The 23,008-nt window shown below is 75.5% G+C and carries 21 protein-coding genes; 17 read left to right on the top strand and 4 right to left on the bottom strand.

Features of this window, described 5'->3' with window-relative positions; translation table 11 throughout:
* Window positions 1-11 precede the first annotated feature (11 nt).
* A complete protein-coding gene (locus tag C229_RS0126300; protein WP_018658112.1) occupies window positions 12-425 on the top strand; it encodes a hypothetical protein in 414 nt (137 codons plus the stop codon).
* Window positions 426-573: 148 nt separating this feature from the next.
* Here C229_RS0126300 and C229_RS0126295 read toward each other — a convergent pair whose 3' ends face one another.
* Entirely contained in the window at window positions 574-1,620 is a 1,047-nt protein-coding gene (locus tag C229_RS0126295; protein WP_018658111.1) for an MBL fold metallo-hydrolase, read from the bottom strand.
* A gap of 145 nt (window positions 1,621-1,765) precedes the next feature.
* Here C229_RS0126295 and C229_RS0126290 point away from each other — a divergent pair, with 145 nt between their 5' ends.
* The 11 genes from C229_RS0126290 (at window position 1,766) to C229_RS0126235 (ending at window position 15,492) form a co-directional block, all read left to right on the top strand.
* Window positions 1,766-2,635 carry an acyl-CoA dehydrogenase family protein gene (locus C229_RS0126290; RefSeq protein ID WP_018658110.1) on the top strand — a complete coding sequence of 290 codons (870 nt, stop codon included), beginning with the start codon at window positions 1,766-1,768 and terminating at the stop codon, window positions 2,633-2,635.
* Window positions 2,632-3,312: a PIG-L deacetylase family protein gene (locus tag C229_RS31935; RefSeq protein WP_018658109.1), complete on the top strand. Its 681-nt coding sequence runs from the start codon at window positions 2,632-2,634 to the stop codon at window positions 3,310-3,312. Before C229_RS0126290 ends, C229_RS31935 begins: the two co-directional genes overlap by 4 nt.
* On the top strand, window positions 3,309-3,899 hold the full coding sequence (locus C229_RS0126280; RefSeq protein ID WP_018658108.1) for a methyltransferase domain-containing protein: 591 nt from the start codon (window positions 3,309-3,311) through the stop codon (window positions 3,897-3,899). Before C229_RS31935 ends, C229_RS0126280 begins: the two co-directional genes overlap by 4 nt.
* Window positions 3,896-4,552: a glycosyltransferase family 2 protein gene (locus tag C229_RS0126275; protein WP_018658107.1), complete on the top strand. Its 657-nt coding sequence runs from the start codon at window positions 3,896-3,898 to the stop codon at window positions 4,550-4,552. Before C229_RS0126280 ends, C229_RS0126275 begins: the two co-directional genes overlap by 4 nt.
* Window positions 4,524-5,390, top strand: a complete 867-nt coding sequence (locus C229_RS0126270; protein ID WP_018658106.1) for a spermidine synthase — start codon at window positions 4,524-4,526, stop codon at window positions 5,388-5,390. The genes C229_RS0126275 and C229_RS0126270 overlap by 29 nt, the downstream gene beginning before the upstream one ends.
* Before the next feature lie 75 nt (window positions 5,391-5,465).
* Entirely contained in the window at window positions 5,466-7,448 is a 1,983-nt protein-coding gene (locus C229_RS0126265; RefSeq protein ID WP_018658105.1) for an ATP-binding SpoIIE family protein phosphatase, read from the top strand.
* 242 nt (window positions 7,449-7,690) lie between these two features.
* Complete coding sequence (gene kdpA / locus C229_RS0126255) at window positions 7,691-9,352, top strand: potassium-transporting ATPase subunit KdpA (RefSeq protein ID WP_018658104.1); 1,662 nt, start codon at window positions 7,691-7,693, stop codon at window positions 9,350-9,352.
* A 1-nt stretch (window position 9,353) separates the two neighbouring features.
* Window positions 9,354-11,441 carry a potassium-transporting ATPase subunit KdpB gene (gene kdpB / locus C229_RS0126250; protein ID WP_018658103.1) on the top strand — a complete coding sequence of 696 codons (2,088 nt, stop codon included), beginning with the start codon at window positions 9,354-9,356 and terminating at the stop codon, window positions 11,439-11,441.
* Window positions 11,438-12,286, top strand: coding sequence for a potassium-transporting ATPase subunit C (locus C229_RS0126245; protein WP_018658102.1), 849 nt, complete (start codon window positions 11,438-11,440; stop codon window positions 12,284-12,286). The genes kdpB and C229_RS0126245 overlap by 4 nt, the downstream gene beginning before the upstream one ends.
* A gap of 13 nt (window positions 12,287-12,299) precedes the next feature.
* Window positions 12,300-14,837, top strand: a complete 2,538-nt coding sequence (locus C229_RS0126240) for a DUF4118 domain-containing protein (protein ID WP_018658101.1) — start codon at window positions 12,300-12,302, stop codon at window positions 14,835-14,837.
* The gene (locus C229_RS0126235) at window positions 14,806-15,492 is read left to right on the top strand and encodes a response regulator (protein WP_018658100.1); all 687 of its coding nucleotides are present in this window, start codon (window positions 14,806-14,808) and stop codon (window positions 15,490-15,492) included. The genes C229_RS0126240 and C229_RS0126235 overlap by 32 nt, the downstream gene beginning before the upstream one ends.
* 3 nt (window positions 15,493-15,495) lie before the next feature.
* On the opposite strand, the gene C229_RS0126230 is transcribed toward C229_RS0126235, so the two are convergent.
* Window positions 15,496-16,668, bottom strand: coding sequence for a VldE C-terminal domain-containing protein (locus C229_RS0126230; RefSeq protein WP_018658099.1), 1,173 nt, complete (start codon window positions 16,666-16,668; stop codon window positions 15,496-15,498).
* A gap of 184 nt (window positions 16,669-16,852) precedes the next feature.
* Between C229_RS0126230 and C229_RS0126225 the strand changes: the two genes are divergently transcribed.
* The 4 genes from C229_RS0126225 to C229_RS0126210 are packed head-to-tail and all read left to right on the top strand — an operon-like array spanning window position 16,853 to window position 20,382.
* A complete protein-coding gene (locus C229_RS0126225; RefSeq protein WP_018658098.1) occupies window positions 16,853-17,500 on the top strand; it encodes an ABC transporter permease in 648 nt (215 codons plus the stop codon).
* Window positions 17,493-18,638, top strand: a complete 1,146-nt coding sequence (locus C229_RS0126220; protein WP_018658097.1) for an ATP-binding cassette domain-containing protein — start codon at window positions 17,493-17,495, stop codon at window positions 18,636-18,638. Before C229_RS0126225 ends, C229_RS0126220 begins: the two co-directional genes overlap by 8 nt.
* Window positions 18,635-19,405: an ABC transporter permease gene (locus tag C229_RS0126215; RefSeq protein WP_018658096.1), complete on the top strand. Its 771-nt coding sequence runs from the start codon at window positions 18,635-18,637 to the stop codon at window positions 19,403-19,405. The genes C229_RS0126220 and C229_RS0126215 overlap by 4 nt, the downstream gene beginning before the upstream one ends.
* A complete protein-coding gene (locus tag C229_RS0126210; protein WP_026314179.1) occupies window positions 19,405-20,382 on the top strand; it encodes a glycine betaine ABC transporter substrate-binding protein in 978 nt (325 codons plus the stop codon). The genes C229_RS0126215 and C229_RS0126210 overlap by 1 nt, the downstream gene beginning before the upstream one ends.
* A gap of 95 nt (window positions 20,383-20,477) precedes the next feature.
* Here C229_RS0126210 and C229_RS0126205 read toward each other — a convergent pair whose 3' ends face one another.
* Both C229_RS0126205 and C229_RS0126200 read right to left on the bottom strand, forming a co-directional pair.
* Window positions 20,478-21,308, bottom strand: coding sequence for a class I SAM-dependent methyltransferase (locus tag C229_RS0126205; protein ID WP_018658094.1), 831 nt, complete (start codon window positions 21,306-21,308; stop codon window positions 20,478-20,480).
* 92 nt (window positions 21,309-21,400) lie between these two features.
* Window positions 21,401-21,973 carry a helix-turn-helix transcriptional regulator gene (locus tag C229_RS0126200; protein ID WP_018658093.1) on the bottom strand — a complete coding sequence of 191 codons (573 nt, stop codon included), beginning with the start codon at window positions 21,971-21,973 and terminating at the stop codon, window positions 21,401-21,403.
* Between the two features lie 47 nt (window positions 21,974-22,020).
* Here C229_RS0126200 and C229_RS0126195 point away from each other — a divergent pair, with 47 nt between their 5' ends.
* Complete coding sequence (locus C229_RS0126195) at window positions 22,021-22,998, top strand: NAD(P)/FAD-dependent oxidoreductase (protein WP_018658092.1); 978 nt, start codon at window positions 22,021-22,023, stop codon at window positions 22,996-22,998.
* Window positions 22,999-23,008: the final 10 nt, after the last annotated feature.

The raw sequence follows: 23,008 nt of genomic DNA, 5'->3' as shown, positions 1-23,008 counted from the left end.
GGAGACCTTCGATGGAGATTCCGTGGAGCGTTCCCGGCGCCGCGACCGGCGACGACGCGCTCATCATGGCCTCGCGGTTCGAGCTGGCCGGACGGTGGCGCGGCCCGGCGTTCCTGGTCCACGCCCTGCGCGTGTGGCGGCAGGCCCGCCGCTCGCCGGGCGCGCTCGGCGTCGGGCTGCGCGCGCATCCGCTGCGCGGCGAGTACTGGACGCTGTCGGCGTGGGACGGCCGCGCCGCGCTGACCGCCTACTCCCGCGCCGACCCGCACGCCGCCGTCCGCGACCGCACCCGCGCCTGGACGGCCGACTCCCGGTTCGTCTTCTGGACCGTCCCGGCCGCCGACCTGCCCACCGGCCGCGACGCCGCCGCCCTGTGGGCCGAGGCCGGACGCCGCGTCGCGTCCGACGGCGTCCGTCCGGGCTGACGCCGCCGCGTGACCGGCCCGGCGGCCCCGGCGGGGGCGGCGGCCGACCGGCGGGCGGCGCGCCGGGCAGCCCGCCCGGGCGGCGGCACGACCGGCGGGCGGCGCCGTCGGTCACGGTGGCGGCGGACACCGACCACGGGGGCCTCGCTCAGGCGCGTGTCGCGAAGTGGCGGACGCCGTCGGTCTCGGCGGCGTCCAGGAGACCCTGGTCGACCAGGACGTCGAGGTGGGCGTCGATCTCCAGGACGGCGAGCATCCGGCTGAACACGTCCAGGTCGCCCAGGGCGCGGCGGCGGCGCGTCCAGCGCATCGCCTCGGCCACCGCGCGGGCCGTGGTGTGCCCGGCGCGGACCTGCTCGGCGGCGGTGTCGAGACGTTCGGCGTGGTGCTTGAGGAGTTCGTCCACGCGGGTGTGGACGCTGGCGGTGACCGGGCCGTGCGCGGGCAGCAGCAGCGTGTCGGGCATGTCGCGGACGAGCCGCAGCGAGTCCAGGTAGCTGCGCAGCGGCTTGGGCTCCGGCTCGATCTCCAGCCCGATCGAGGGGGAGATGTGCGGCAGCACGTGGTCCCCGGCGAACAGCAGGCCCGCCGCCGCGTCGCGCAGCACGACGTGCCCGCGCGTGTGGCCGGGCGTGGCGAAGACGTCCAGGTCGCGGCCGGTCAGGCCGACGCGCTCGCCGTCGTCCAGCCAGGCGTCGGGGAACGCGTTCGTGATGGAGCGTTCCGGATCGTTCCGGGCGTACGCGGCCATCTCGTCGGCGATGTCGGCGGCGTCGCAGCGGTACAGCAGCTCGCCCTGCCGGGACCGGCGGCCCTCGCCGGTCGCCGTCGGCCCGAACGCCTCGATCGACGGCCGCTCCCCGCGCCCGATCCGCACCCGCGTGCCGTACTCCTCCCGGAGCGTCAGCGCCTGGGAGTAGTGGTCCCAGTGGGCGTGGGTGACGAGGAACTGCGTGACGTCCCGCACGTCGTGGCCGAGCAGCCCGAGCGCCCCGGTCAGCGCGGCGGTCGTGTCGGGCATGGCCCAGCCGGAGTCGACGACGACGAGCCCGTCCGGCTGCTCGATGACGTAGACGTTCACCGCGTGCAGCGTCGGGATCGGCAGTGCGAGCGGGACGCGGTACACCCCCGGCACGACGGCGTGCGCCCCCGGCTCGGTCCAGTCCTCGGGCTGTCCGCTCAGCGGCTCCGCCAACGTCGTCCCCTTCCGTGCCGGGCCTTCCGCGACGAACCTACTGCACCGGCCGAGCGCCGTTCGGGTTCGGGGTCGGTGTCCGCTGACACGCGGCCGGGGTTTCACCCCCGGTCAGGGGGTAGGTCGGCGCTCAGGGGGGTGGTCCGTGGACGTCGAACGACGGCTGCGCGAAGTGGTCCGCGACGCGCTGCCGCTGCCGGGGGCGGGGGAGACGCGGCGGCGCTTCGCCGCGCTCGCGGATCTGGGCGGCGAGGACCTGTCCCTGGCCCGCCTCGCGGAGGGACACTTCGACGCGCTGGCCATCCTGGCCGAACTCGGCGGCCCGGCCCCGGCGCCGGACAGCGTGTGGGGCGTGTGGGCGGCCAAACCGGACGCCCTGGAACTCGGCAACGGCCGCGTCACCGGCGTGAAACCGTTCTGCTCGGGCGCGGCGCTGTGCACGCACGCGCTCGTCACGGTCGGCTCGGGCCTGTACATCGCCGCCCCCGGCGAGCCGGTGCCCGGCACCTGGCCCGCGACCGGCATGGCCGCCAGCGACAGCCGCGACGTCCGCTTCGACGGCGAACCCGCCGCGCGCCTCGGCCCCTACACCGACCGGCCCGGCTTCCACCACGGCGGCGTCGGCGTCGCGGCCGTCTGGTACGGCGGCGCCCGCGCGATCGGGCGGCGCCTGCTGGACGCGCGCGGCCCGCACGCCCTCGCCCACCTGGGCGCCGTCGACCTCGCGCTGCGCTCGGCCCGCACCGCGCTGGACGAGGCCGCCGACCAGATCGACGCCGACCCGCTCGACCGCAAGGGCGAGGCGGCGGTGCGGGCGCTGCGCGTCCGCGCGCTGGTCGCGCGGGTCTGCGCGGACGTGCCCGACCGCGTCGGCCGCGCGCTCGGCGCCGGGCCGCTCGCGCACGACGCCGCGCACGGCCGCCGCGTCGCGGACCTGGCCGTCTACGTCCGCCAGCACCACGCCGAACGCGACCTGGCCGCGCTCGGTGAGCAGGTCGACGGGCGCGGCTGGTGAACCGCATCGACGCGCCCGGCACCGCCGAGGCCGACTGGCGCGCCTGGCCCGGACTGGACGCGCTGCCCGAACTGGACGTCACCCGCTGGCGCAGCGCCGTCATCGTCGCCGCCCACCCCGACGACGAGGTGCTGGGCGCGGGCGGCCTCATCGCGGTGCTCGCAGAACGGGGCGTGCGGCTGCGGCTCGTCGCCGTCACCGACGGCGAGAGCTCGCACCCGGACGAACCGCCCGCCCGCATCGCCGCCGTCCGCGTCGCGGAGACCGAGAAGGCGCTCACCCACCTCGGCGCCTGCGAGACGATCCGGCTCGGCATGCCCGACGCGGGCGTCGACGAGATCGCGCTCACCCCGCGCCTGCGCGAGCTGGCCGCCGGGTTCGACGTCTGCCTGGCGCCCTGGGAGCACGACGCGCACCGCGACCACGAGGCGGCGGGCCGCGCCGCCCTCGCCTGCGGCGCTCCCGAGGTGCTGCGGTTCCCGATCTGGGCGTGGCACTGGGCGCGCCCGGCCGACGCGCGCGTGCCGTGGGACCGCGCCGTCCGCGTCCCGCTCGGCACCGGCCTCCAGGCCCGCAAGCGCAGCGCGATCGGCTGCTTCGCCAGCCAGCTCGGCACGATCCTGCCGCCCGCCACCGTCGAGCACTTCACCCGCGACGCCGAGGTGCTGATCCGGTGACGCTCGAACCCGGCTACTTCGCCGCGATGTACGCCGCCTCGCCCGACCCGTGGGGCTTCACCGACCGCTGGTACGAGCGGCGCAAGTACGACATCACGCTCGCGACGCTGCCGCGCGCCCGGTACGCCGCCGCGTTCGAGCCCGGCTGCTCGGTCGGCGTCCTGACCGCGCGCCTGGCCGAGCGCTGCGACGACCTGCTGGCCTGCGACGGCTCGGCCGCCGCCGTCGCGCAGGCCCGCCGCCGCGCCCCCGGCGCCCGCGTCGAGCGCCGCACCCTGCCGGACGAGTGGCCGGACGGCGCGTTCGACCTCATCGTGCTCTCCGAACTCCTCTACTACTTCGACGACGCCGACCTGGCCCGCGTCCTGGACCGTGCCACGGCCGCGCTCCGCCCGGACGGTACCGTCGTCGCCGTCCACTGGCGGCACCCCGTCTCCGACTACCCGCAGACGGGCGACGCCGTGCACGCCGCGCTGGCCGAGCGCCCGCTGCACCTCGCCGCCGCGCACGTCGAGCCGGACTTCCGCTGCGAGGTCTACACGGCGCGGCCCGTGCCGTCCGTGGCCCGCGCCGAGGGACTGGTGTGATCGCCGGAGTCGTCGTCCCCGCGCACGACGAGGCCGACCGCATCGCCGCGTGCCTGGCCGCGCTGCGGGTGCTCGGCGTCCCGGTCGTCGTGGTGGCCGACGCGTGCGCCGACGCGACCGCGCCGCTCGCCCGGAGTCTCGGCGCGACCGTCCTGGAGATCGACGCCCGCAACGTCGGCGTCGCCCGCGCCACCGGCACCGAACACGTGCTGCGCGCGGGCGCGGAGTGGGTCGCCACCACCGACGCCGACACGCTCGTCCCGCCCTGCTGGCTGCGCGCCCAGCTCCGCCTGGCCGCGCGGCGCTTCGACGCGGTCGCGGGCGCCGTCCGCGTCACCGACTGGAGCGAGCACCCGCCGCAGGTCCCGGCGCTGTACGCGCGGCGGTTCGCCGGGCCCGGACTGCACGGCGCCAACCTGGGCTTCTCCGCCGCCGCCTACCGCGCCGCCGGTGGCTTCCCCGCCCTGCGCACCGGCGAGGACCGCGCCTTCGTCGCCGCGCTCCAGCGCGCGGGCGGACGGGTGCTGCGCACCGCCGCCGTCAGCGTCGTCACCTCGGCCCGCCGCCGCCACCGCGCACCCGCCGGCTTCGGCCACCTGCTCACCACCCTCGTAGAGTTGGGGGATGGCACGTCGCACCCGCAGCCCGCGTGAACCCGTCCCCGGCCCGCACCCGCTCGGGCACGGCGAGGCGGAGCTGCTGCGCGACACCGACCGCGACGGCGGCTGGGTCCTCGCGGTGGACGGGGTGCCGCAGTCCTACGTGCACCTCGGTGACCCCACCCACCTCGACTTCGAGTACATGCGGCTGCTCGGTGACATCGTCGACCACCTCGGCGCGCCGGGGGAGCCGCTGGACGCCGTGCACATCGGCGGCGCGGGCTGCACGCTGCCCCGCTACATCGCCGCGACGCGGCCCCGGTCGCGGCAGGTCGTGCTGGAACCCGACGCGGCGCTGGTCGGGCTCGTCCGCGAGCAGCTCCCGGTGCGCGACGTTCCCGGGCTCAAGATCCGCGTCACCGACGGCCGCGCCGGGATCGCGGCGCTGCCCGAGGCCGCCGACGACCTCGTCGTCCTGGACGCCTTCGCGGACGCGGCCGTCCCCGTCGAGCTGGTGACGCAGGAGTTCACCCGCGACGTCGCCCGCGTGCTGCGCCCCGGCGGCGCCTACCTGCTCAACATCGCCGACGGCACCCGGCTCGCCTTCGCCCGCCGCGTCGCCGCCACCCTGCGCGCGGTCTTCCCGCACGCGCTGCTGCTCGGTGACCCCGGCGTCCTGCGCGGGCGCCGCTTCGGCAACCTCGTCCTGGCCGCCTCCCGCGCGCCGCTGCCCGAGGCGCCGCTGCGCCGCCTGGCCGCCGGGGGACTCGCCCGCGCCCGGCTGGTGGCGGGCGACGACCTGGGCGCCTTCGCGGCCGGGGCCGCGCCCGTCCGCGCGGACGAACCGCTGGTCGCGCCGCGGCCGCCCGAACGCGTCTTCGGGAAATTCTGACAGTGACTGAAATTCTCTCGAACGAGGCTGCGCGTATCCCCTCCCGGCGGACGGCCGCTGTCTCATAATCGACCGATGGAGTCGTCCACCCGCATCCTCATCCTCGGCACGGACGCGTCGGGCAAGGTCGTGCAGTCCGACCGCAACGCGACCGCCGTCCTGGAGACCGAGCTGGGGACCCCGCTGGACGACGTCGTCCCCGGCGCCCACGAACAGCTCCGGGCCGCGCTGCACACCGGCCGCGAGCGGACCGTCATGCTGACGCTGGAGACCCCCGGCGGCACCCACGACGCCGTCGTCACCCTGCACCCGATGTGCGGCGGGCCGGACGGCCCCGGCGTGGCCGCGCTCGCCGTCATCAAGATCCCGGTGCCGCTCGCGGACCGCTTCATGGACCCGGCCGTCGTCCGCCGCGCCCTGCTGGACGACGCGCTGCCCCGCATCGGCTCCACCCTCGACCTCGACATGCTGGCGCGCAGCCTGATGGACGTCGTCGTCCCGCACCTGTGCAACTCCGGCGCGCTGCTGCTGCTGGAGAGCGCCCTGGACCCCGACGACGAGGCCCCGCTCAACGGCCAGCCGCCGCTGCGCCGGATGGCCGTCGGCACCGACGACGGCGACCCCGCCTGGGACGCGGCGTTCCCCACCGGCGAGACGGTCGTCTATCCCAAGGACTCGCCCTACAGCCGCTGCCTGGAGTCGGGCCGGCCGCTGCTGGTCGAGATGTCGGCCGCCGAGGCCGCCGAACTCGCGGTGGCGTGGCGGCGCCCGCCCGTCGAGGCGCTGCTGGGCGACGTGTCGATGCTGATGCTCCCGGTGCTGTGCGAGGGGCAGGTGCTCGGCCTGTTCGTCTGCCTGCGCACCCGGACGCACCGCCCGTTCGACGCCTACGACCTCGACATCGGGATGGACTTCGCGAACCGGTCGGCGATCTTCATCGAGAGCGCCCGCCGCTACGGCCGCGAACGCGCCACCGCGCTGACGCTCCAGCGGAGCCTGCTGCCGACCGGGCTGTCCGCGCCGTCGTCGGTGGAGGTCCGGCACCGCTACCTGCCCGGCGGCCGGATGATCGAGGTCGGCGGCGACTGGTACGAGGCGATCGCGCTGCCCGGCGCCCGCGTCGCGCTCGTCGTCGGTGACGTCGCCGGGCACGGCGTCCGCGCCGCCGTCACGATGGGGCGGCTCCGGACCGCCATCCACACCCTCGCCGGGCTCGACCTGCCGCCCGCCGAGGCGCTGGAACGGCTCGACTCGCTCATGCGCACCCTCGGTGAGCGCGAACCGCACTTCGCGACGTGCGCCTACGTCGTCTACGACGCGGTCACCGGCCGCTGCGAGGTCGCCAGCGCCGGGCACCTGCCGCCGCTGCTCGTCCCGCCCGAGGGCGCCTGCTCCTACCTGGACGTGCCGCCCGCGCCGCCGCTGGGCGTCGGCGGCGGCGAACCGGTCGTCGCGCGGGAGTTCACCGTCGCGGACGGCACCCTGCTGTTCCTCTACACCGACGGGCTCGTCGAGCACCGCGCCCGCGACATCGACGACGGCCTGGACCGGCTGCGCGGCGTCTTCGACCGGGGCACCGCGACGAGCCTGGACGACCTGTGCCGCGCCACCCTCGACGGCGTCTACGACGACCACAAGCGCGACGACATCGCGCTGCTGCTGGCCCGCCTGCACCGCATCCCCGCCACCGACCACGTCGCGTTCACGCTGCCCGCCGAACCGGCGGCGGCCCGCCGGGCGCGCGGCCTGGTCCGCGAGCGGCTGGACCGCTGGGACCTGAACGCCCACAGCGACACCGCCGCGCTGCTGGCGTCCGAGCTGGTCACCAACGCGCTGCGGCACTCCACCGGCCGCGTCACGCTCCGCCTCGTCCGCGAGGCCGGGCTGGTCTGCGAGGTCTTCGACTCCGGCGACGGTCATCCCCGCGTCGTCACCGACGCCGAGCCGTTCGCCGAGACGGGCCGGGGCCTGCACGTCGTCGCCCGCCTCGCCCACCGCTGGGGCACCCGCCGCACCCGCTCCGGCAAGGCGGTCTGGTTCGAACTGGCGGTGCTCTAACCGCGCATAGCGGCGGCGTGAAGATCCGCACGGGCCGCGTAGGGAACGCGTCAAGATCGGCGGTGTGACGGCCGTCCGGGTGCAGGCTCGGGAGCGGCCGGCCGGGAACGCATCCGGCGGCCCGCCCGCGATCGGGCGTTCCACCTCGCAGGGATGCAAACCATGGCGGATCTCGTCCTACTCGGATTGACGCTCGCGGTGTTCGCGGGTCTCGGGCTGCTGGTGCGGGCGGTGGAGAGGCCGTGAGCGACACCCAGGCGGCGGTCCTGTTCGCGGGGTCGCTCGTCGTCGCCCTGGCCGTGCTGCACGTGCCGCTCGGTGACCACCTGCACCGCGTCTTCACCTCGCCGCGCCACACCCGCGCCGAACGGCTCGTCTACCGGGCCGTCGGCGTGGACGCGGACGCGGGGCAGCGCTGGGGCGCGTACGCGCGCGGCGTGCTGGCGTTCTCGCTGGTGTCGGTGCTGTTCCTCTACCTGTTCCAGCGGGTGCAGAGCCGGCTGCCGCTCGCGCTCGGGCACGACGACGTGCCAGCGCCCGTCGCCTGGAACACGGCCGTCAGCTTCGTGACGAACACGAACTGGCAGGCGTACGCGGGCGAGAGCACGATGGGCCACCTCGTGCAGATGGCCGGGCTCGCCGTGCAGAACTTCGTGTCGGCGGCGGTCGGGCTCGCGGTGGCGATCGCGTTCGTGCGCGGCTTCGCGGGCCGGGGCACCGGGGACCTCGGCAACTTCTGGGTGGACCTGACCCGGGCGGTGCTCCGCGTGCTGCTGCCGCTGTCGGCGGTCGCGGCGGTCGTGCTCATCGCGGGCGGCGTCGTGCAGAACCTCGACGGCGCGCACACCGTCACCACGCTGACCGGCGGGACGCAGACGCTGCCCGGCGGCCCCGTCGCCTCACAGGAGGCGATCAAGCAGCTCGGCACCAACGGCGGCGGCTTCTACAACGCCAACAGCGCGCACCCGTACGAGAACCCGTCGGCGTGGACGAGCTGGGTGCAGATCCTGCTGATGACGGCCGTCCCGTTCGCGCTGCCGCGCACCTTCGGGCGCATGGCGGGCGACCGGCGGCAGGGCCACGCCGTCGTCGCGGTGATGGCCGCGCTGGCGCTGCTCAGCGTGACGGCGCTCAACGCCGCGCAGCTCGCCCACCACGGCACCGTCCCCGAGGCGGTGACGGCGGCGGCCGAGGGCACCGAGGCGCGGTTCGGCGTCGCGGGCTCCGCGACGTTCGCCGCCGCGACCACCCTCACCTCGACCGGCGCCGTGAACTCCGCCCACGACTCGTACACCGGCCTCGGCGGCATGGTGGCGATGCTCGACATGATGGTCGGGGAGGTCGCGCCCGGCGGCGTCGGCACCGGCCTGGTCGGGCTGCTCGTGCTGGCCGTCGTCACCGTGTTCGTCGCCGGGCTCATGGTCGGCCGGACGCCCGAGTACCTCGGCAAGAAGATCGGCCCGCGCGAGATCCGGCTCGCCGCACTGTACTTCCTCGTCACCCCCGCCCTCGCGCTCGGCGGCACGGCGCTGGCGATGGGTCTGGACGGGCCGCGCGCGAGCATGCTCAACACCGGCCCGCACGGGCTCTCGGAGGTGCTGTACGCCTTCACCTCGGCGGCGAACAACAACGGTTCGGCGTTCGGCGGCCTCACCACCGACACGCCCTTCTACACGACCGCGCTCGGCCTGGTCATGGTGCTCGGCCGGTTCGTCCCGATCGTCCTGGCGCTGGCGCTCGCCGGGTCGCTGGCCCGGCAGCGGCCCCTGCCCGCCACGGCCGGGACGCTGCCCACCCACCGGCCCCAGTTCGCCGCGCTGCTGGCCGGGGTCGCCCTCGTCCTGGTCGCCCTCACGTTCCTTCCGGCGCTCGCCCTCGGGCCGCTGGCAGAAGGGATGCACTGACATGCCCACCCCCTCGACCCTCGGCCCCCGCGTCCTGCTCCCCGCGCTCCCGGGCGCGCTGCGCAAGCTCGACCCGCGCACGCTGTGGCGCAACCCCGTCCTGTTCATCGTGGAGCTGGGCGCCGCCTGGACGACCGTGCTCACCGTCCGCGACCCCGGCGTCTTCGCGGCGGCCATCACCGCCTGGCTCTGGCTGACCGTCCTGTTCGGCACCCTCGCCGAGGCCGTCGCGGAGGGACGCGGCCGCGCCCAGGCCGCCTCGCTGCGCCGCGCCCGCCGCGACACCGTCGCCCGGCGGCTGCGCGACGGGACCGGCGCCCCGGAGGAGGTGCCCGCGACCGAGCTGCGGCGCGGCGACCTCGTCGTGGTCGAGGCCGGGGGGACCGTGCCCGGCGACGGCGAGGTGATCGAGGGCATCGCCACCGTGGACGAGTCCGCGATCACCGGCGAGTCCGCCCCGGTCGTCCGCGAGTCCGGCGGCGACCGCAGCGCCGTCACCGGCGGCACCAGGGTGCTGTCGGACCGGATCGTCGTCCGGATCACGCAGCGGCCCGGGGAGTCGTTCGTGGACACGATGATCCGGCTCGTCGAGGGCGCCGCGCGGCAGCGGACGCCCAACGAGATCGCGCTCAACCTGCTGCTGCTCGCGCTGACGGCGGTGTTCCTCGTCGCCGTCGTGACCGTGCAGCCGCTCGCCGCGTACGCGGTCGGCGGCGACCACGGGCTGGGCGACGACCCCGCGCTGGGCGAGCACGGCATCAACGGAGTGGTCCTGGTGTCGCTGCTGGTCTGCCTCATCCCGACGACGATCGGGGCGCTGCTGTCCGCGATCGGCATCGCGGGCATGGACCGGCTCGTCCGGCACAACGTCCTGGCGATGTCCGGCCGCGCCGTCGAGGCGGCGGGGGACGTGGACACGCTGCTGCTCGACAAGACCGGCACGATCACGCTCGGTGACCGGCACGCGTCGGCGTTCCTGCCCGCCGACGGCGTGCCCGCCGCCGAGCTGGCGGACGCGGCGCAGCTCGCCTCGCTCGCGGACGAGACGCCCGAGGGCCGCTCCGTCGTCGTCCACGCCGAGACCGCGCACGGCCTGCCCGCCCGCGCCGCCGGAGACCTGGACGGCGCGCACTGGGTGCCGTTCGCCGCGAGCACCCGCATGTCCGGCGTGGACCTGCCGGACGGCGACGGCACGCGCAGCCTCCGCAAGGGCGCGGCGGCGGCCGTCACCGGCTGGGTCCGCGAGCGGGGCGGCGCCGTCCCCGCCGCGCTGGACGCGGCCGTGGACGGCATCGCCGCCTCCGGCGGCACCCCGCTCGTCGTGGCCGAGGCGTGCGGCGGCACCGCCCGCGTGCTGGGCGCCGTCCACCTCAAGGACGTCGTCAAGCCCGGCATGCGCGAGCGCTTCGCGCAGATGCGCGCGATGGGCATCCGCACCGTCATGGTCACCGGCGACAATCCGCGCACCGCCGCCGCCATCGCCGCCGAGGCGGGCGTGGACGACCACGTCGCCGAGGCCCGGCCGGAGGACAAGATCGCGCTCATCCGGCGGGAGCAGGCGGGCGGGCGCCTGGTCGCCATGACCGGCGACGGCACCAACGACGCCCCCGCCCTCGCCCAGGCCGACGTCGGCGTCGCCATGAACACCGGGACCGCCGCCGCCAAGGAGGCGGGCAACATGGTCGACCTGGACTCCGACCCGACCAAGCTCATCGAGATCGTCCGGATCGGCAAGCAGCTCCTCATCACGCGCGGCGCGCTGACGACGTTCTCCATCGCCAACGACGTCGCGAAGTACTTCGCGATCGTCCCGGCGCTGTTCGTCGGCCTGTACCCCGGGCTCGCGGCACTGGACGTGATGCGGCTGCACAGCCCGCAGACGGCGATCCTGTCCGCAGTGATCTTCAACGCGCTCGTCATCGTCGCGCTGCTGCCGCTGGCGCTGCGCGGCGTCCGGTACACGCCGGGCGACGCCTCGGCGCTGCTGCGCCGGAACCTGCTCGTCTACGGCGTCGGCGGGGTCGTCGCGCCGTTCGCCGGGATCAAGGCCATCGACCTGCTCCTCCAGTTCGCTCCGGGGTTGTCATGAACGTCTTCCTGCGCCGCCATCTCGCCGCCGTCCGGGCGCTGCTCGTCCTCACGCTGGTGTGCGGGCTGGCCTATCCGCTCGCCGTCACCGCCGTCGCGCAGCTTCCCGGGCTGGACGAGCGCGCCGCCGGTTCGCCGCTGCGCGCCGCCGGGCGCACGGCGGGCAGCACCCTGATCGGGCAGGCGTTCACCGGCCCGGACGGCGCGCCGCTGCGACAGTACTTCCAGGGCCGTCCCTCGGCGGCGGGCGACGGGTACGACGCGTCCGCCAGCGGCGCGAGCAACCTCGGCCCCGAGGACGTCGTGGACGCCGCGCCCGGCGCACCGTCGCTGCTCAGCACCGTCTGCGCCCGCAGCCGCGCCGTCGGCGCGCTGGAGGGCGTCAGCGGCGCGCGGCCCTACTGCGCGCCGTCCGGCGCTGGCGCCGTGCTGGCCGTGTTCGGGCCCCGCGAGCGCGGCCGGGTCACCCGGGTGGACCGGGTGGTCAGCGTGAACGAGTACTGTCCGACCAGGCCGTTCACGGCGACGTACCGGGGGGTGCGCGTGGAGTGCAGGAAGGCCGGCGAGGACGTCGCCGCCGGCAGGATCGTGCCGGTCCGGGGGGACGCACCGGCGCGCCCGGCGGTCCCCGCCGACGCGGTCACCGCGTCCGGCTCCGGCCTGGACCCGCACGTCTCGCCCGCCTACGCGCGGCTCCAGGCCGCGCGCGTCGCGGCGGCCCGGCACCTGCCCCGCGCCCGGGTGGACGCGCTCGTCGCCGCGCACACCACCCGCCCCGCGCTCGGCCTCCTCGGCGCGCCGGTGGTGAACGTCGTGACGCTCAACGCCGCCCTCGACCGGATCTGAGAGGGGGACGGCCATGGCGCGCGGGCGGCTCCGCGTCTACCTGGGGGCCGCCCCCGGCGTGGGCAAGACCTACGCGATGCTCGCGGAGGCCCACCGCCGCGCCGGGCGCGGCACCGACGTCGTCGCCGGGCTCGTCGAGACCCACGACCGGCCCCGCACCGCCGCGCTGCTGGACGGCCTGGAGGTGCTGCCGCGCCGCGCCGTCCGGCACCGGGGCGCGGAGTTCGGCGAGCTGGACGTCGACGCCGTGCTGCGCCGCGCCCCGGACGTCGTGCTCGTGGACGAGCTGGCGCACACCAACGCGCCCGGCGGACGGCACGCCAAGCGCTGGCAGGACGTCGCGGAGATCCTCGACGCGGGCATCGACGTGGTCACCACCGTCAACGTCCAGCATCTGGAGTCGCTGAACGACGTGGTCGAGACCGTCACCGGCGTGCCGCAGCGCGAGACCGTGCCGGACGCGTTCGTCCGCCGCGCCGACCAGGTCGAACTGGTCGACATGGCGCCGGAGGCGCTGCGCCGCCGCCTGGCGCACGGCAACGTGTACGGGCCGGAGAAGATCGACGCCGCGCTCGCGCACTACTTCCGCGTCGGGAACCTGACGGCGCTGCGCGAACTGGCGCTGCTGTGGGTCGCCGGGAAGGTGGACGAGCAGCTCGGCCGCTACCGCGCCGACCACGGCATCGAGGGCACCTGGGAGGCGCGGGAGCGGATCGTCGTCGCGCTCACCGGCGGCCCGGAGGGCGAGACGCTGCTGCGCCGCGCCACCCGGATCGCGGCCCGGTCCAAGGGCGCGGACCTGCTCGCCGTGCACGTCGCGCAGGGCGACGGGCTCACCGCCGCGGGCCGTCCCCGCAACCTGGCCCGCCAGCGCGAGATCGTCGAGGGGCTGGGCGGCACGTTCCACCAGGTCGTCGGTGACGACGTGCCGCGCGCCCTGCTCGACTTCGCCCGCGCCGTGAACGCCACCCAGCTCGTGCTGGGCGTCTCGCGGCGCGGACGGCTCGCGCAGCTCCTGCGGCCGGGCATCGGCGTCACGACGACGGCGCGGTCCGGCCCCATCGACGTGCACATGGTCACGCACGACCTCGTCCCGGCCGGGCGGCTGCGGGCTCCGGCGCGCGGCCGGGCGCCCGGCCTGTCGCGGACCCGGCGGCTCGCCGGGCACGCCGCCGCCGTGCTCGGGCTGCCGCTGCTGGCGCTCGTCCTGCTCGGCGTCCGCGCGCACGTGTCGCTGCCGGGCGACATCCTGTTCTTCCTCGCGGCCGTCGTCGGCGTCGCGCTGCTGGGCGGGCTGCGGCCCGCGCTGGTGGCGGCCGTGTCCGGGTTCCTGCTGCTGAACTTCTTCTTCACCCCGCCGGTGCGGCGGCTGGCCGTGGCCGAGCAGCGCAACCTGGTCGCGCTGCTGGTGTTCGTGCTCGTCGGCGTCGCGGTCAGCGCCGTCGTCGACCGCGCCGCCCGCGCCACCCGCCGCGCGTCGCGGCTCGGCGCCGAGGCCGAGGTGCTGGCCACGCTGGCGGGCGACGTGCTGCGCGGCGACCACGCGCTCGACACGCTGCTGGCGCGGCTGCGCGAGACGTTCGCGCTCACGTCGGTGACGCTGCTGGAGCGGACCGGCGACGACTGGCGGATCGTGGCCACGGTCGGCGGGCGCCCGTGCACCCGCCCCGGCGAGGGCGACACCGCGCTGCCCGTCGGTGACGACCTCGCGCTGGCGATCCGGGGTGGCCCGCTGCCCGCCGGGGACCGCCGCGTGCTGGAGGCGTTCGCGCTCCAGGCCGCCGGGGCGCTGCGGCAGCGGCGGCTGGCCGCGCAGGCCGGGCGGGCCGCGCCGCTGGAGGCCGCCGACCGGGCGCGGACGGCGCTGCTCAACGCCGTCGGGCACGACCTGCGCACCCCGCTCGCGTCGGCGAAGGCCGCCGTGGACAGCCTCGCCGGGACGGGCGTCGCCTGGACCGCCGCCGAACGCGCCGAACTGCTCGACACCGCCGCCGTCTCGCTGGCCCGGCTCGACCGGCTCGTCGCGGACCTGCTCGACCTGAGCCGGTTGCGGGCCGGGGCGCTCGGCGTCCACGCCGTGCCGGTCGCCGTCGAGGAGGCGATGCCGCGCGTGCTCGACGAACTGGGCTCGCACGGCGACGTGACCGTCCGGCTGCCCGCCGACCTGCCGGACGTCGCGGCCGACCCGGCGCTGCTGGAACGCGTCCTGGCCAACCTGGTCGGCAACGCCCGGCGGTTCAGCCCGCCCGGGCGGCCCGTGCTCGTCACGGCCGGGGCCGTGCGCGACCGCGTGGAGATCCGCGTCGCCGACCGGGGCCGCGGCGTGCCCGAGCAGGAGCGCGACCGCATCTTCCAGCCGTTCCAGCGGCTCGACGACCGGCACCCGGGCGTCGGGCTCGGCCTGGCCGTCGCGCGCGGCCTCACCGAGGCGATGGACGGAACGCTGACGCCCGAGGACACCCCGGGCGGCGGCCTGACGATGGTGGTGGACCTGCCCGCCGCACCGAGAACGGAGGCCCATGCCGACGCAAGCCCGGGTCCTGGTCGTTGACGACGACGCGCAGATCCTGCGGGCCCTGCGCGTCAACCTGCGCGCCCGCGACTACGCCGTGGACACGGCCGAGACCGGCACCGCCGCGCTGCGCGCGGCGGGGGAGCGGCACCCCGACCTGGTCGTCCTCGACCTCGGCCTGCCCGACATGGAGGGCGTCGACGTCGTGCACGGCCTGCGCGGCTGGACGCGCGTCCCGATCATCGTGCTGTCGGGCCGTGCGGGCAGCTCCGACAAGGTCGAGGCGCTGGAGGCGGGTGCCGACGACTACGTCACCAAGCCGTTCGACATCGCCGAGCTGGTGGCCCGCATCCGCGCGGTGACCCGGCGGGCGGTCCCGTCCGACGCCGCGCCCGTCGTCGCCGTCGGCCACGGCACCGTGGACCTGCCCGCCCGTACCGTCCGCGCCGCCGACGGCACGCCGGTGCGGCTCACCCCGACCGAGTGGCACCTGCTGGAGATCCTGGTCCGCAACCCGGGCCGCCTGGTCACCCAGCGGCACCTGCTCACCGAGGTCTGGGGCCCGTCGTACACGGCCGAGACGCACTACCTCCGGCAGTACATGGCCCAGCTCCGCCGCAAGCTCGAACCCGACCCCGCCCGTCCCCGCCACCTGCTCACCGAACCGGGCATGGGCTACCGCTTCCAGCCCTGACGGTCAGCGCTGGACCGAGATGTGCACGTGGTCGAAGTGGTTCTGGGTGATGCTGCCGCGGTTCTCCATGGGGCGCCAGCCGCCGCCGCGGATGTTCCAGATGTGCTGCTTCCAGATGACGTAGGAGATGCCGAGGCGGCGGGCGTTGGCGACGGTGTACTGGGCGACCTCGTCGCCGTGGCGCATCGCGGCGGCGCTCGGCATGGCGCCGGTGGTGCCCTCCATGAAGTCGCAGGCGCGGCCCTTGCCGTGGTCCTGCGGGTCGCCGGTGGTGCGGAAGCAGCCGATCACCGGGAACGGGCCGAAGTTCTGGTTGACCTCCATGACGACGGCGCGCATCGTCGGCGTCATCATGTTGCCGGTGATCGTCGTGGCCCGGCCGGTGACGCCGTCCGGGCGGCCGGTGAAGCGCGGGCGCTTCTGCGCGCGCGGCTTGGCGCCGGACGCCTCCTCGCGCTGCTGCGCCGTCAGCACCGAGATCTTGGTGCCCTTCGGCAGGACGGTCCGCAGCTTCTTCTTCAGCGTGGCGGCGTCGGCCTTGGGCGCCGACACCACCATCGCGTTGCCCACCGGCATCCCGAGCGCGCTGGCCTGCTCGCGGGAGACGACCGCGTCCACGTCGGGGATGCCCATCGACGCGTACGCGCCGATCCGCACCTTGCCCTGCTTGCGCTCGCTGCCCGCCGGAACGGTCTGCCCGAGCGGCAGCGCGTTGCGGCCGATCTCGAACGACACCGCGACGCCGCCGCCCGCGACCGTCCGCCACAGCTCGTCGGACTCGGCGGTGTGCCGGGGCGCGAACGCGCGGAACGCCGACGGGTCGACGCCGAGCAGCCCGACGGGCCTGCCGCCGATGTGCGTCTGCGCCGCGTCCACGACGGTCACGCCCGCCACGCCCTTGATCTTCTGCGCGCGCTCGACCACCGGCGTCGGCAACGGCGCCGAACTCGCCACGAGCACGTGCGGGACGAGCCGCTTGCGCAGCGGCAGCACGGCGCTGGCCTGCTGCGCCTCCTGCGGCACCGACACCAGGCTGGCCGGATCGGCGCGGACCGGACCCTCCCGGTCCAGGGAGCGCGCGGCGAGGACGACCACGTTGGCGGCGATCGTGACCGCGATGGCGCCGCCGATCGTCGTCGTGAGCGCCGAGTTCACGCGCCCCGGTGAACCGAGCATCCCGTCCCTTCCCCTGGTGGGCGGGATCGTCGTGGATCACCCCCCGGTCCCGCATAGTAGACATTCCGGCGAACGCGCGGCCACCGCCGCGAGGTTCCCGGCGATCAGGCGATTGCAAGTTGATAACGCGTCCGGTGCGGGTGTGGCTCGATGATCAGTCGGGGTAGGGCTAGGCGGAGGCGCCGTGAACTTCTGGGAGTACCTGCACAGCCGCCGAGAGTTACTGCTGTTCGAGACCTGGCAGCACGCGAGCATGGTGCTCCAGTGCGTGCTCGCCGCCCTCATCCTCGGCGTCGCGCTGGGCGTCGCCGTCTACCGCAGCCCCCGCTGGTCGGCGCTGGCCGCCGGGTCGGCCGGGGTGCTGTTCACGATCCCGTCGCTGGCCCTGCTCGGCCTGCTCATCACCCCGCTCGGCCTCGGCGTCGCGCCCAGCGTCGTCGCGCTCACCCTGTACGCGCTGCTGCCGATCGTGCGGAACACGATCGTCGGGCTGGCCGGGGTGGACCGCACGCTCGTGGACGCGGCGCGCGGCATCGGGATGTCGCGCGCCGCGACGCTGGCGCGCGTGGAGTTCCCGCTGGCCTGGCCCGTCATCCTCACCGGCGTCCGCGTCGCCGCGCAGCTCGCGCTCGGCATCGGCGCCATCGCCGCCTACGTGTCCGGTCCCGGGCTCGGTGAGCAGATCTTCTCCGGCCTCGGCCGGCTCGGCGGCGCCAACTCCGTGAACATGACGCTCGCCGGCACGCTCGGCATCGTCCTGCTGGCCCTGCTCTTCGACGGCTGTTTCCTTCTGGTCGGCCGCCTGACCACACCGCGAGGCATCCGTGACTGACGCCGAGACCGGTTCCTCCGGCATCGAGATGATCAACGTGACGAAGCGGTTCCCCGGCCTTTCCGCCCCCGCCGTGGACGACGTCACGCTCACCTTCCCCGGCGGCGAGATCGTCGTGCTGCTCGGCCCGTCCGGCAGCGGCAAGACGACGACGATGCGGCTCATCAACCGGCTGGAGGAGCCCACCTCCGGAAAGATCGTCGTCGCCGGGCGGGACGCGCTGAGCCTCGACCCGACCGAGCTGCGCCGCCACATCGGCTACGTCATCCAGGACGCCGGGCTGTTCCCGCACATGACGGTCGCGGCGAACATCGGCCTCGTCCCCAAGATGCTCAAGTGGGACAAGCAGCGCATCTCCGACCGCGTGGACGAACTGCTCGACCTCGTCGACCTGCCGCCCGCGACGTTCCGCGACCGCTACCCGCGCGCCCTGTCGGGCGGGCAGCGGCAGCGCGTCGGCGTCGCGCGGGCGCTCGCCGCCGACCCGCCCGTCCTGCTCATGGACGAGCCGTTCGGCGCCCTGGACCCGCTCACCCGCGAACACCTCCAGGACTCGCTGCTCGCCCTCCAGGAACGGCTCCGCAAGACGATCGTGTTCGTCACCCACGACATCGACGAGGCCCTGAAGATCGGGGACCGGATCGCCGTCCTGGACAAGGGGTCGCGGATCGCCCAGTACGGGACGCCGCAGGAGATCCTGCTCAACCCCGCCGACGACTATGTCGAGCAGTTCCTCGGCGGCACGTCCGCGATGCGGCTGCTAACGTTCGGCCGGGTCGCGGACGTCCCCCTCGAACAGGTCGTCTCGGCCCGCCCCGGCGACGACGCCGCCGAGTTGCGCGCCACGCTCCGGGAGGACGGCCGCTGCGGTGTCGTCCTGGAGGACGGCGACCGCCCCCGGCGCTGGATCACCGCCGACGAGCTGACCGGCGTCACCGGCCCGGTCGGTGAGCGGGGGAGCCCCACGGCGCCGCCGATCCGCGCGCACGACACGCTCCAGCGCGCGCTGGAGGCGCTGATCCAGGTGGACCGCGACCGCGTCCCGGTGGTCTCGGCGTCCGGCGCCTACCGGGGGACGGTCACGCTCGCCACCGTCCAGGCCGCCGTGCGCGGCATGCGCGACGAGGCCGACGCGTGACCGCGCCGGTGGCCGAGCGGCAGCGCGAGGGCCTGCACGCGCCGACCGCGCGGTCCTGGCGGACGCTGCTGCAACCGGCGATCATCCTGGCGGCGGGGCTGGCGTGGATGGTCTACATCGAGACCTCGTCGCTCGACTCGATCGAGAGCCGCGTCCTGGCGCCCGGCTACGTCGCGACCAAGACGTGGGAGCACGTCCAGCTCACGCTGGTGTCGACGCTGCTCGTGCTGGCGATCGCCGTCCCGCTGGGCGTCGCGCTGTCGCGGCGGTGGGCGCGGCGGGCGGCGCCGGTCGTGCTGGCGTTCGCCAACATCGGCCAGTCGGCCCCGGCCATCGGCGTCGTGGTGCTGCTGGCGGTGCTGTGGGGCGTCGGGTTCTGGACGGCGATCGTCGCGCTGGTCGCCTACGGGGTGCTGCCCGCGCTGCGCAACACCATGGTCGGGCTGCGGCAGGTCGACCCGTCGCTGACCGACGCGGCGCGCGGCATCGGGATGCCGCCGGTGACCGTGCTGCGCCGGGTGGAACTGCCGCTGGCCGCGCCGGTGATCCTGGCGGGCATCCGGACGACGCTCGTCCTCATGGTCGGCACGGCGAGCATCGCGTCGTTCATCAACGGCGGCGGCCTCGGCGACCTGGTCACCACGGGCGTCACCACGCAGCGGACGCCCGTGCTGCTCACCGGCTGCGTCCTCATCGCGCTGCTGGCGCTGCTCATCGACTGGCTCGGCGGCGTCGCCGCCCGGCTGCTCGCACCGAAGGGGCTGTGATGCGCGCACGCACGACCGGGGCTGCGCTGGCCGCGCTCGTCCTCACGGCGGGGCTGGCCGGGTGCGGGCTGAAACCGGCGTCGGCGTTCGTGCCGGACGTCGAGCCGGGCTCGATCCGGCCCGTCGCCGGGCTGAAGGACGCCGAGATCCGGGTGACGTCCAAGGAGTTCACCGAACAGCTCATCCTCGGCAAGATCGCCGTGCTGGCGCTGACCGTCGCCGGGGCCAAGGTCGAGGACCGCACGAACGTGCAGGGCAGCGCGACGGCGCGGCGGTCGCTGACGCGCGGCGCCAACGACCTGATGTGGGAGTACACCGGCACCGCGTGGATCTCCTACCTCGGAGAGGAGGACCCGCTGCCCGACGCGGACGAGCAGTTCCGCGCCGTCCGCGACGCCGACGCCCGCCGCAACGACCTGGCCTGGCTCGCGCCGCCCGCGCCGCTGAACAACACGTACACGCTCGTCGTCACCGCCGCGAACGCCCGCAAGTACGGCCTGAAGGACCTGGCCGACATCAAGAAGGTCCCGGTCGCGCAGCGGACGTTCTGCGTCGAGTCGGAGTTCTTCTCCCGCAACGACGGGCTGCGCGGGATGCTGAAGGCGTACGACCTCGCCTACGGGTCCAGCGTCCCGTCCGGGAACGTGTTCCAGATGGCGACGGGCGTCATCTTCAACGCCACCACGGCGGGCCGCTGCGTCTTCGGCGAGGTCACCGCCACCGACGGCCGCATCCCGGGCCTCAACCTCACCGCGCTGGCCGACAGCCGCCGCTTCTTCCCCAACTACAACCCGGCCATCACGATCCGCGCCCCACTGCTCCGCCGCCACCCGGAGATCGAGCAGATCTTCGCCCGCATCGCCCCGAAACTGACCACCAAGGTCATGATGGACCTCAACAGCAAGGTCGACGTCGGCGGCGGCGACCCCGTCTTCGTAGCCCGCGACTGGATGCGCAAAGAGGGCTTCGTCCGCTGACGGACGTGCATGGTCGGCCTTTCACCGGGTAAGGCGCTCTGGGGCAAGGCACGGTGCCGCCGGGGAAGGGCTGTCTCCGGCGGCACCACGCATTTTCACGGTCGGTTCCGGCGGGCGGCCCAGACGCGGCGTTCGGTGCGGACGGACAGGTCGTCGCGGCGCAGGAGGCCGTCCGGGTCGTCGGGGTCGAGCAGGCGGTCGAGGGCCGCGAGGTCGTCGGGGGACAGCGCGTCCTCCACCGTGGTGCGCAAGCGGCGCAGGCTGCTCAGCGCGTACCGGCCGACCGACGCCGAGGCGGCCTTCTCGATGTTCACCGTGACGGTCCGCTCCGCCTCGACGGTGAATCCGGCGGCGGCCAGGCGCGGCCCCCAGTCGGCGCCCCGATGGGGGACGTGCTCGGCGTGGTGGCGTTCGCTCGCGGCGTGGGCGCGGTCCTCCAGGCCGGGCCGGTCCGCCGGGGCGTCCGGCGGGAGGAAACGCGGGAAACCGTCCAGTTCGACCAGGGCGAAGAGGCCGCCGGGCGGGAGGAGGTCGTGGACGCGGCGCAGGGTCGCGTCCGGGTCGGCCATGTGGTGCAGGGACGCCGACGCCCACACCAGCTCGGGCGCGCCGAGGTCGGGCCAGTCGTGGTCGAGGTCGGCCTCCACGATCCGCACGCCGCCGCCGGCCTTCTCGGCCAGGCGGCGCAGGTGCGCGGGGGAGGCGTCGACGGCGGTCACCCGCGCGTCCGGGAACCGGGCGAGGAGCGCGAGGGTGCCCGCGCCCGTCCCGGAGCCGAGGTCCACGATCGCGCGGGGCGCCGCCGGGACGGGCAGCCACGCCACGATGGACGCCAGGTGCTCGGCCAGCACCTCGGCGTCGAGGTCGAGGATCTCGGCCTGGTCGTGGTCGTGTCCGTGCCGGTGGGAGCCGTGTGCGTGGGTCATGCCCGCCACGCTAGGTCGCGCGGGCGGCCGTCGCGCCCCCGCTTGCGCATAGGGCAAGGCAAGGACGCGCCGGGCGGCGCGGCGCGCAAGGCTCAGCGCGGCTCAGCGTCCCCGTGGTGGCCCCGGCGGGCGTCGCGGTCGAAGATGCCGAGGACGTCGCACGGGCCGCCCTCGGCGCCGAGCGCGTGCGGCAGCATCGTCGGGAACTCGGCGGCCTGGTTCGTCTCGACGCGGATGCGGCGGTCGCCGAGCAGCAGGACGGCGGTGCCCGACAGGACGACGAGCCATTCCCGGCCCGGGTGGGCGCGCAGCCGGGACGGGCCGTCCGGCGGCGGGCCGGTGAGGCGCTGGCGGATGACGGTCAGGCCGGGGTCGGCCTTGACGGGCCAGCGCAGCCGGTCGTGGGCGCCGTCGATCACCGGGCTGGTGATGACGTCGTCGGTGGCCGTCTCGACGAGCTGGTCCAGCGACGTGTCCAGGGCGCGGGCGAGCATGACGAGCTGGTCCAGCGCGAGACGGCGCTGCCCGTTCTCGATCCGGCTCAGCGACGACTGGCTCATGTGGGCGCGGCGGGCCAGTTCTTCGAGGGACCAGCCCTGCGCGACCCGGAGGGCACGGATGCGTTTGCGTACGAGGCCGTCCAGATCGCCATTGTCTTGCGTCATGCGCAACACCTTATGCTGCTGCTGCAAAGCGTACGTACGGTGGCCCCATGGCTGCGAACGAACTTCCCACCGGAACCGTCGACGCCGTCGTGATCGGCGGCGGCGCCGCCGGGCTCAACGGCGCCCTGATGCTGGCCCGCTCGCGGCGTTCCGTCGTCGTCATCGACGGCGGCGACCCGCGCAACGCCCCCGCCGAGGGCGTCCACGGACTCCTCGGCCTGGACGGGACGCCGCCCGCCGAACTGCTGCGCCGGGGACGCGACGAGGTCCGCCACTACGGCGGGCACGTCGTGCCGGGCGAGGTCACGTCGGCCGCTCCCGCCGAGCCGTCGCCCGAGGGCGACCCGCGCTTCGCGGTCGCCCTCGCCGACGGCGGGCGCCTCCGGGCGCGCCGACTGCTCGTCGCGACGGGGCTGCGCGACGTCCTGCCCGACATCCCCGGCCTCGCCGGGCACTGGGGCCGCGGCGTCGTGCACTGCCCGTACTGCCACGGCTGGGAGGTCCGCGACGAGCCGATCGGCGTGCTCGCCACGAGCCCCGCGTCGGTGCACCACGCCGTCCTGTTCCGTCAGCTCACCGACGACCTGACGTACTTCGCCCACGGCACCGATCTGGACGACGACACCAGGACCCGCTTCACCGCTCGCGGCATCCGCGTCATCGACACCCCGGTCGAGCGCGTGGAGTCCGGCCCGGACGGCGTCACGGGCGTCCGGCTCGCGGACGGGCGGACCGTCGCCCGCCGCGTCCTGGCCGTGGCGACCACCCTGCTCGCCCGCACCGAGGGGCTGGCCGGCCTGCGCCTGCCCATGGAGGATCTTCCGAACGCCATGGGCAGGCGCTTCGTCGCGGGCATGGCGGGCACCACCGACGTCCCGGGCGTGTGGGTGGCGGGCAACGCCACCGACCTCACCGCCCAGGTCGGCGCCTCGGCGGCGGCGGGCGCGCTCGCCGCCGCCCACATCAACGCCGACCTCGCGACCGCCGACACCGACGCCGCCGTGCGGCTCACTCCGGCTCGTTGATCCGCCGGTA

The sequence above is a fragment of the Actinomadura flavalba DSM 45200 genome, from assembly GCF_000374305.1.
In the GTDB taxonomy this organism is placed as follows: domain Bacteria; phylum Actinomycetota; class Actinomycetes; order Streptosporangiales; family Streptosporangiaceae; genus Spirillospora; species Spirillospora flavalba.
The sequence above is the reverse complement of the archived record's forward strand: the minus strand, read 5'-3'. Positions and strand labels throughout refer to the sequence as shown.

Bases quoted from the DNA above. Each gene is read 5' to 3' on its own strand.
- C229_RS0126300 (WP_018658112.1), top strand. From the start codon at position 12: ATGGAGATTCCGTGGAGCGTTCCCGGCGCCGCGACCGGCGACGACGCG.
- C229_RS0126270 (WP_018658106.1), top strand. From the start codon at position 4,524: ATGGCACGTCGCACCCGCAGCCCGCGTGAACCCGTCCCCGGCCCGCAC.
- C229_RS0126265 (WP_018658105.1), top strand. From the start codon at position 5,466: ATGGAGTCGTCCACCCGCATCCTCATCCTCGGCACGGACGCGTCGGGC.
- kdpB (WP_018658103.1), top strand. From the start codon at position 9,354: ATGCCCACCCCCTCGACCCTCGGCCCCCGCGTCCTGCTCCCCGCGCTC.
- C229_RS0126245 (WP_018658102.1), top strand. From the start codon at position 11,438: ATGAACGTCTTCCTGCGCCGCCATCTCGCCGCCGTCCGGGCGCTGCTC.
- C229_RS0126240 (WP_018658101.1), top strand. From the start codon at position 12,300: ATGGCGCGCGGGCGGCTCCGCGTCTACCTGGGGGCCGCCCCCGGCGTG.
- C229_RS0126235 (WP_018658100.1), top strand. From the start codon at position 14,806: ATGCCGACGCAAGCCCGGGTCCTGGTCGTTGACGACGACGCGCAGATC.
- C229_RS0126230 (WP_018658099.1), bottom strand. From the start codon at position 16,668: ATGCTCGGTTCACCGGGGCGCGTGAACTCGGCGCTCACGACGACGATC.
- C229_RS0126210 (WP_026314179.1), top strand. From the start codon at position 19,405: ATGCGCGCACGCACGACCGGGGCTGCGCTGGCCGCGCTCGTCCTCACG.
- C229_RS0126205 (WP_018658094.1), bottom strand. From the start codon at position 21,308: ATGACCCACGCACACGGCTCCCACCGGCACGGACACGACCACGACCAG.
- C229_RS0126200 (WP_018658093.1), bottom strand. From the start codon at position 21,973: ATGACGCAAGACAATGGCGATCTGGACGGCCTCGTACGCAAACGCATC.
- C229_RS0126195 (WP_018658092.1), top strand. From the start codon at position 22,021: ATGGCTGCGAACGAACTTCCCACCGGAACCGTCGACGCCGTCGTGATC.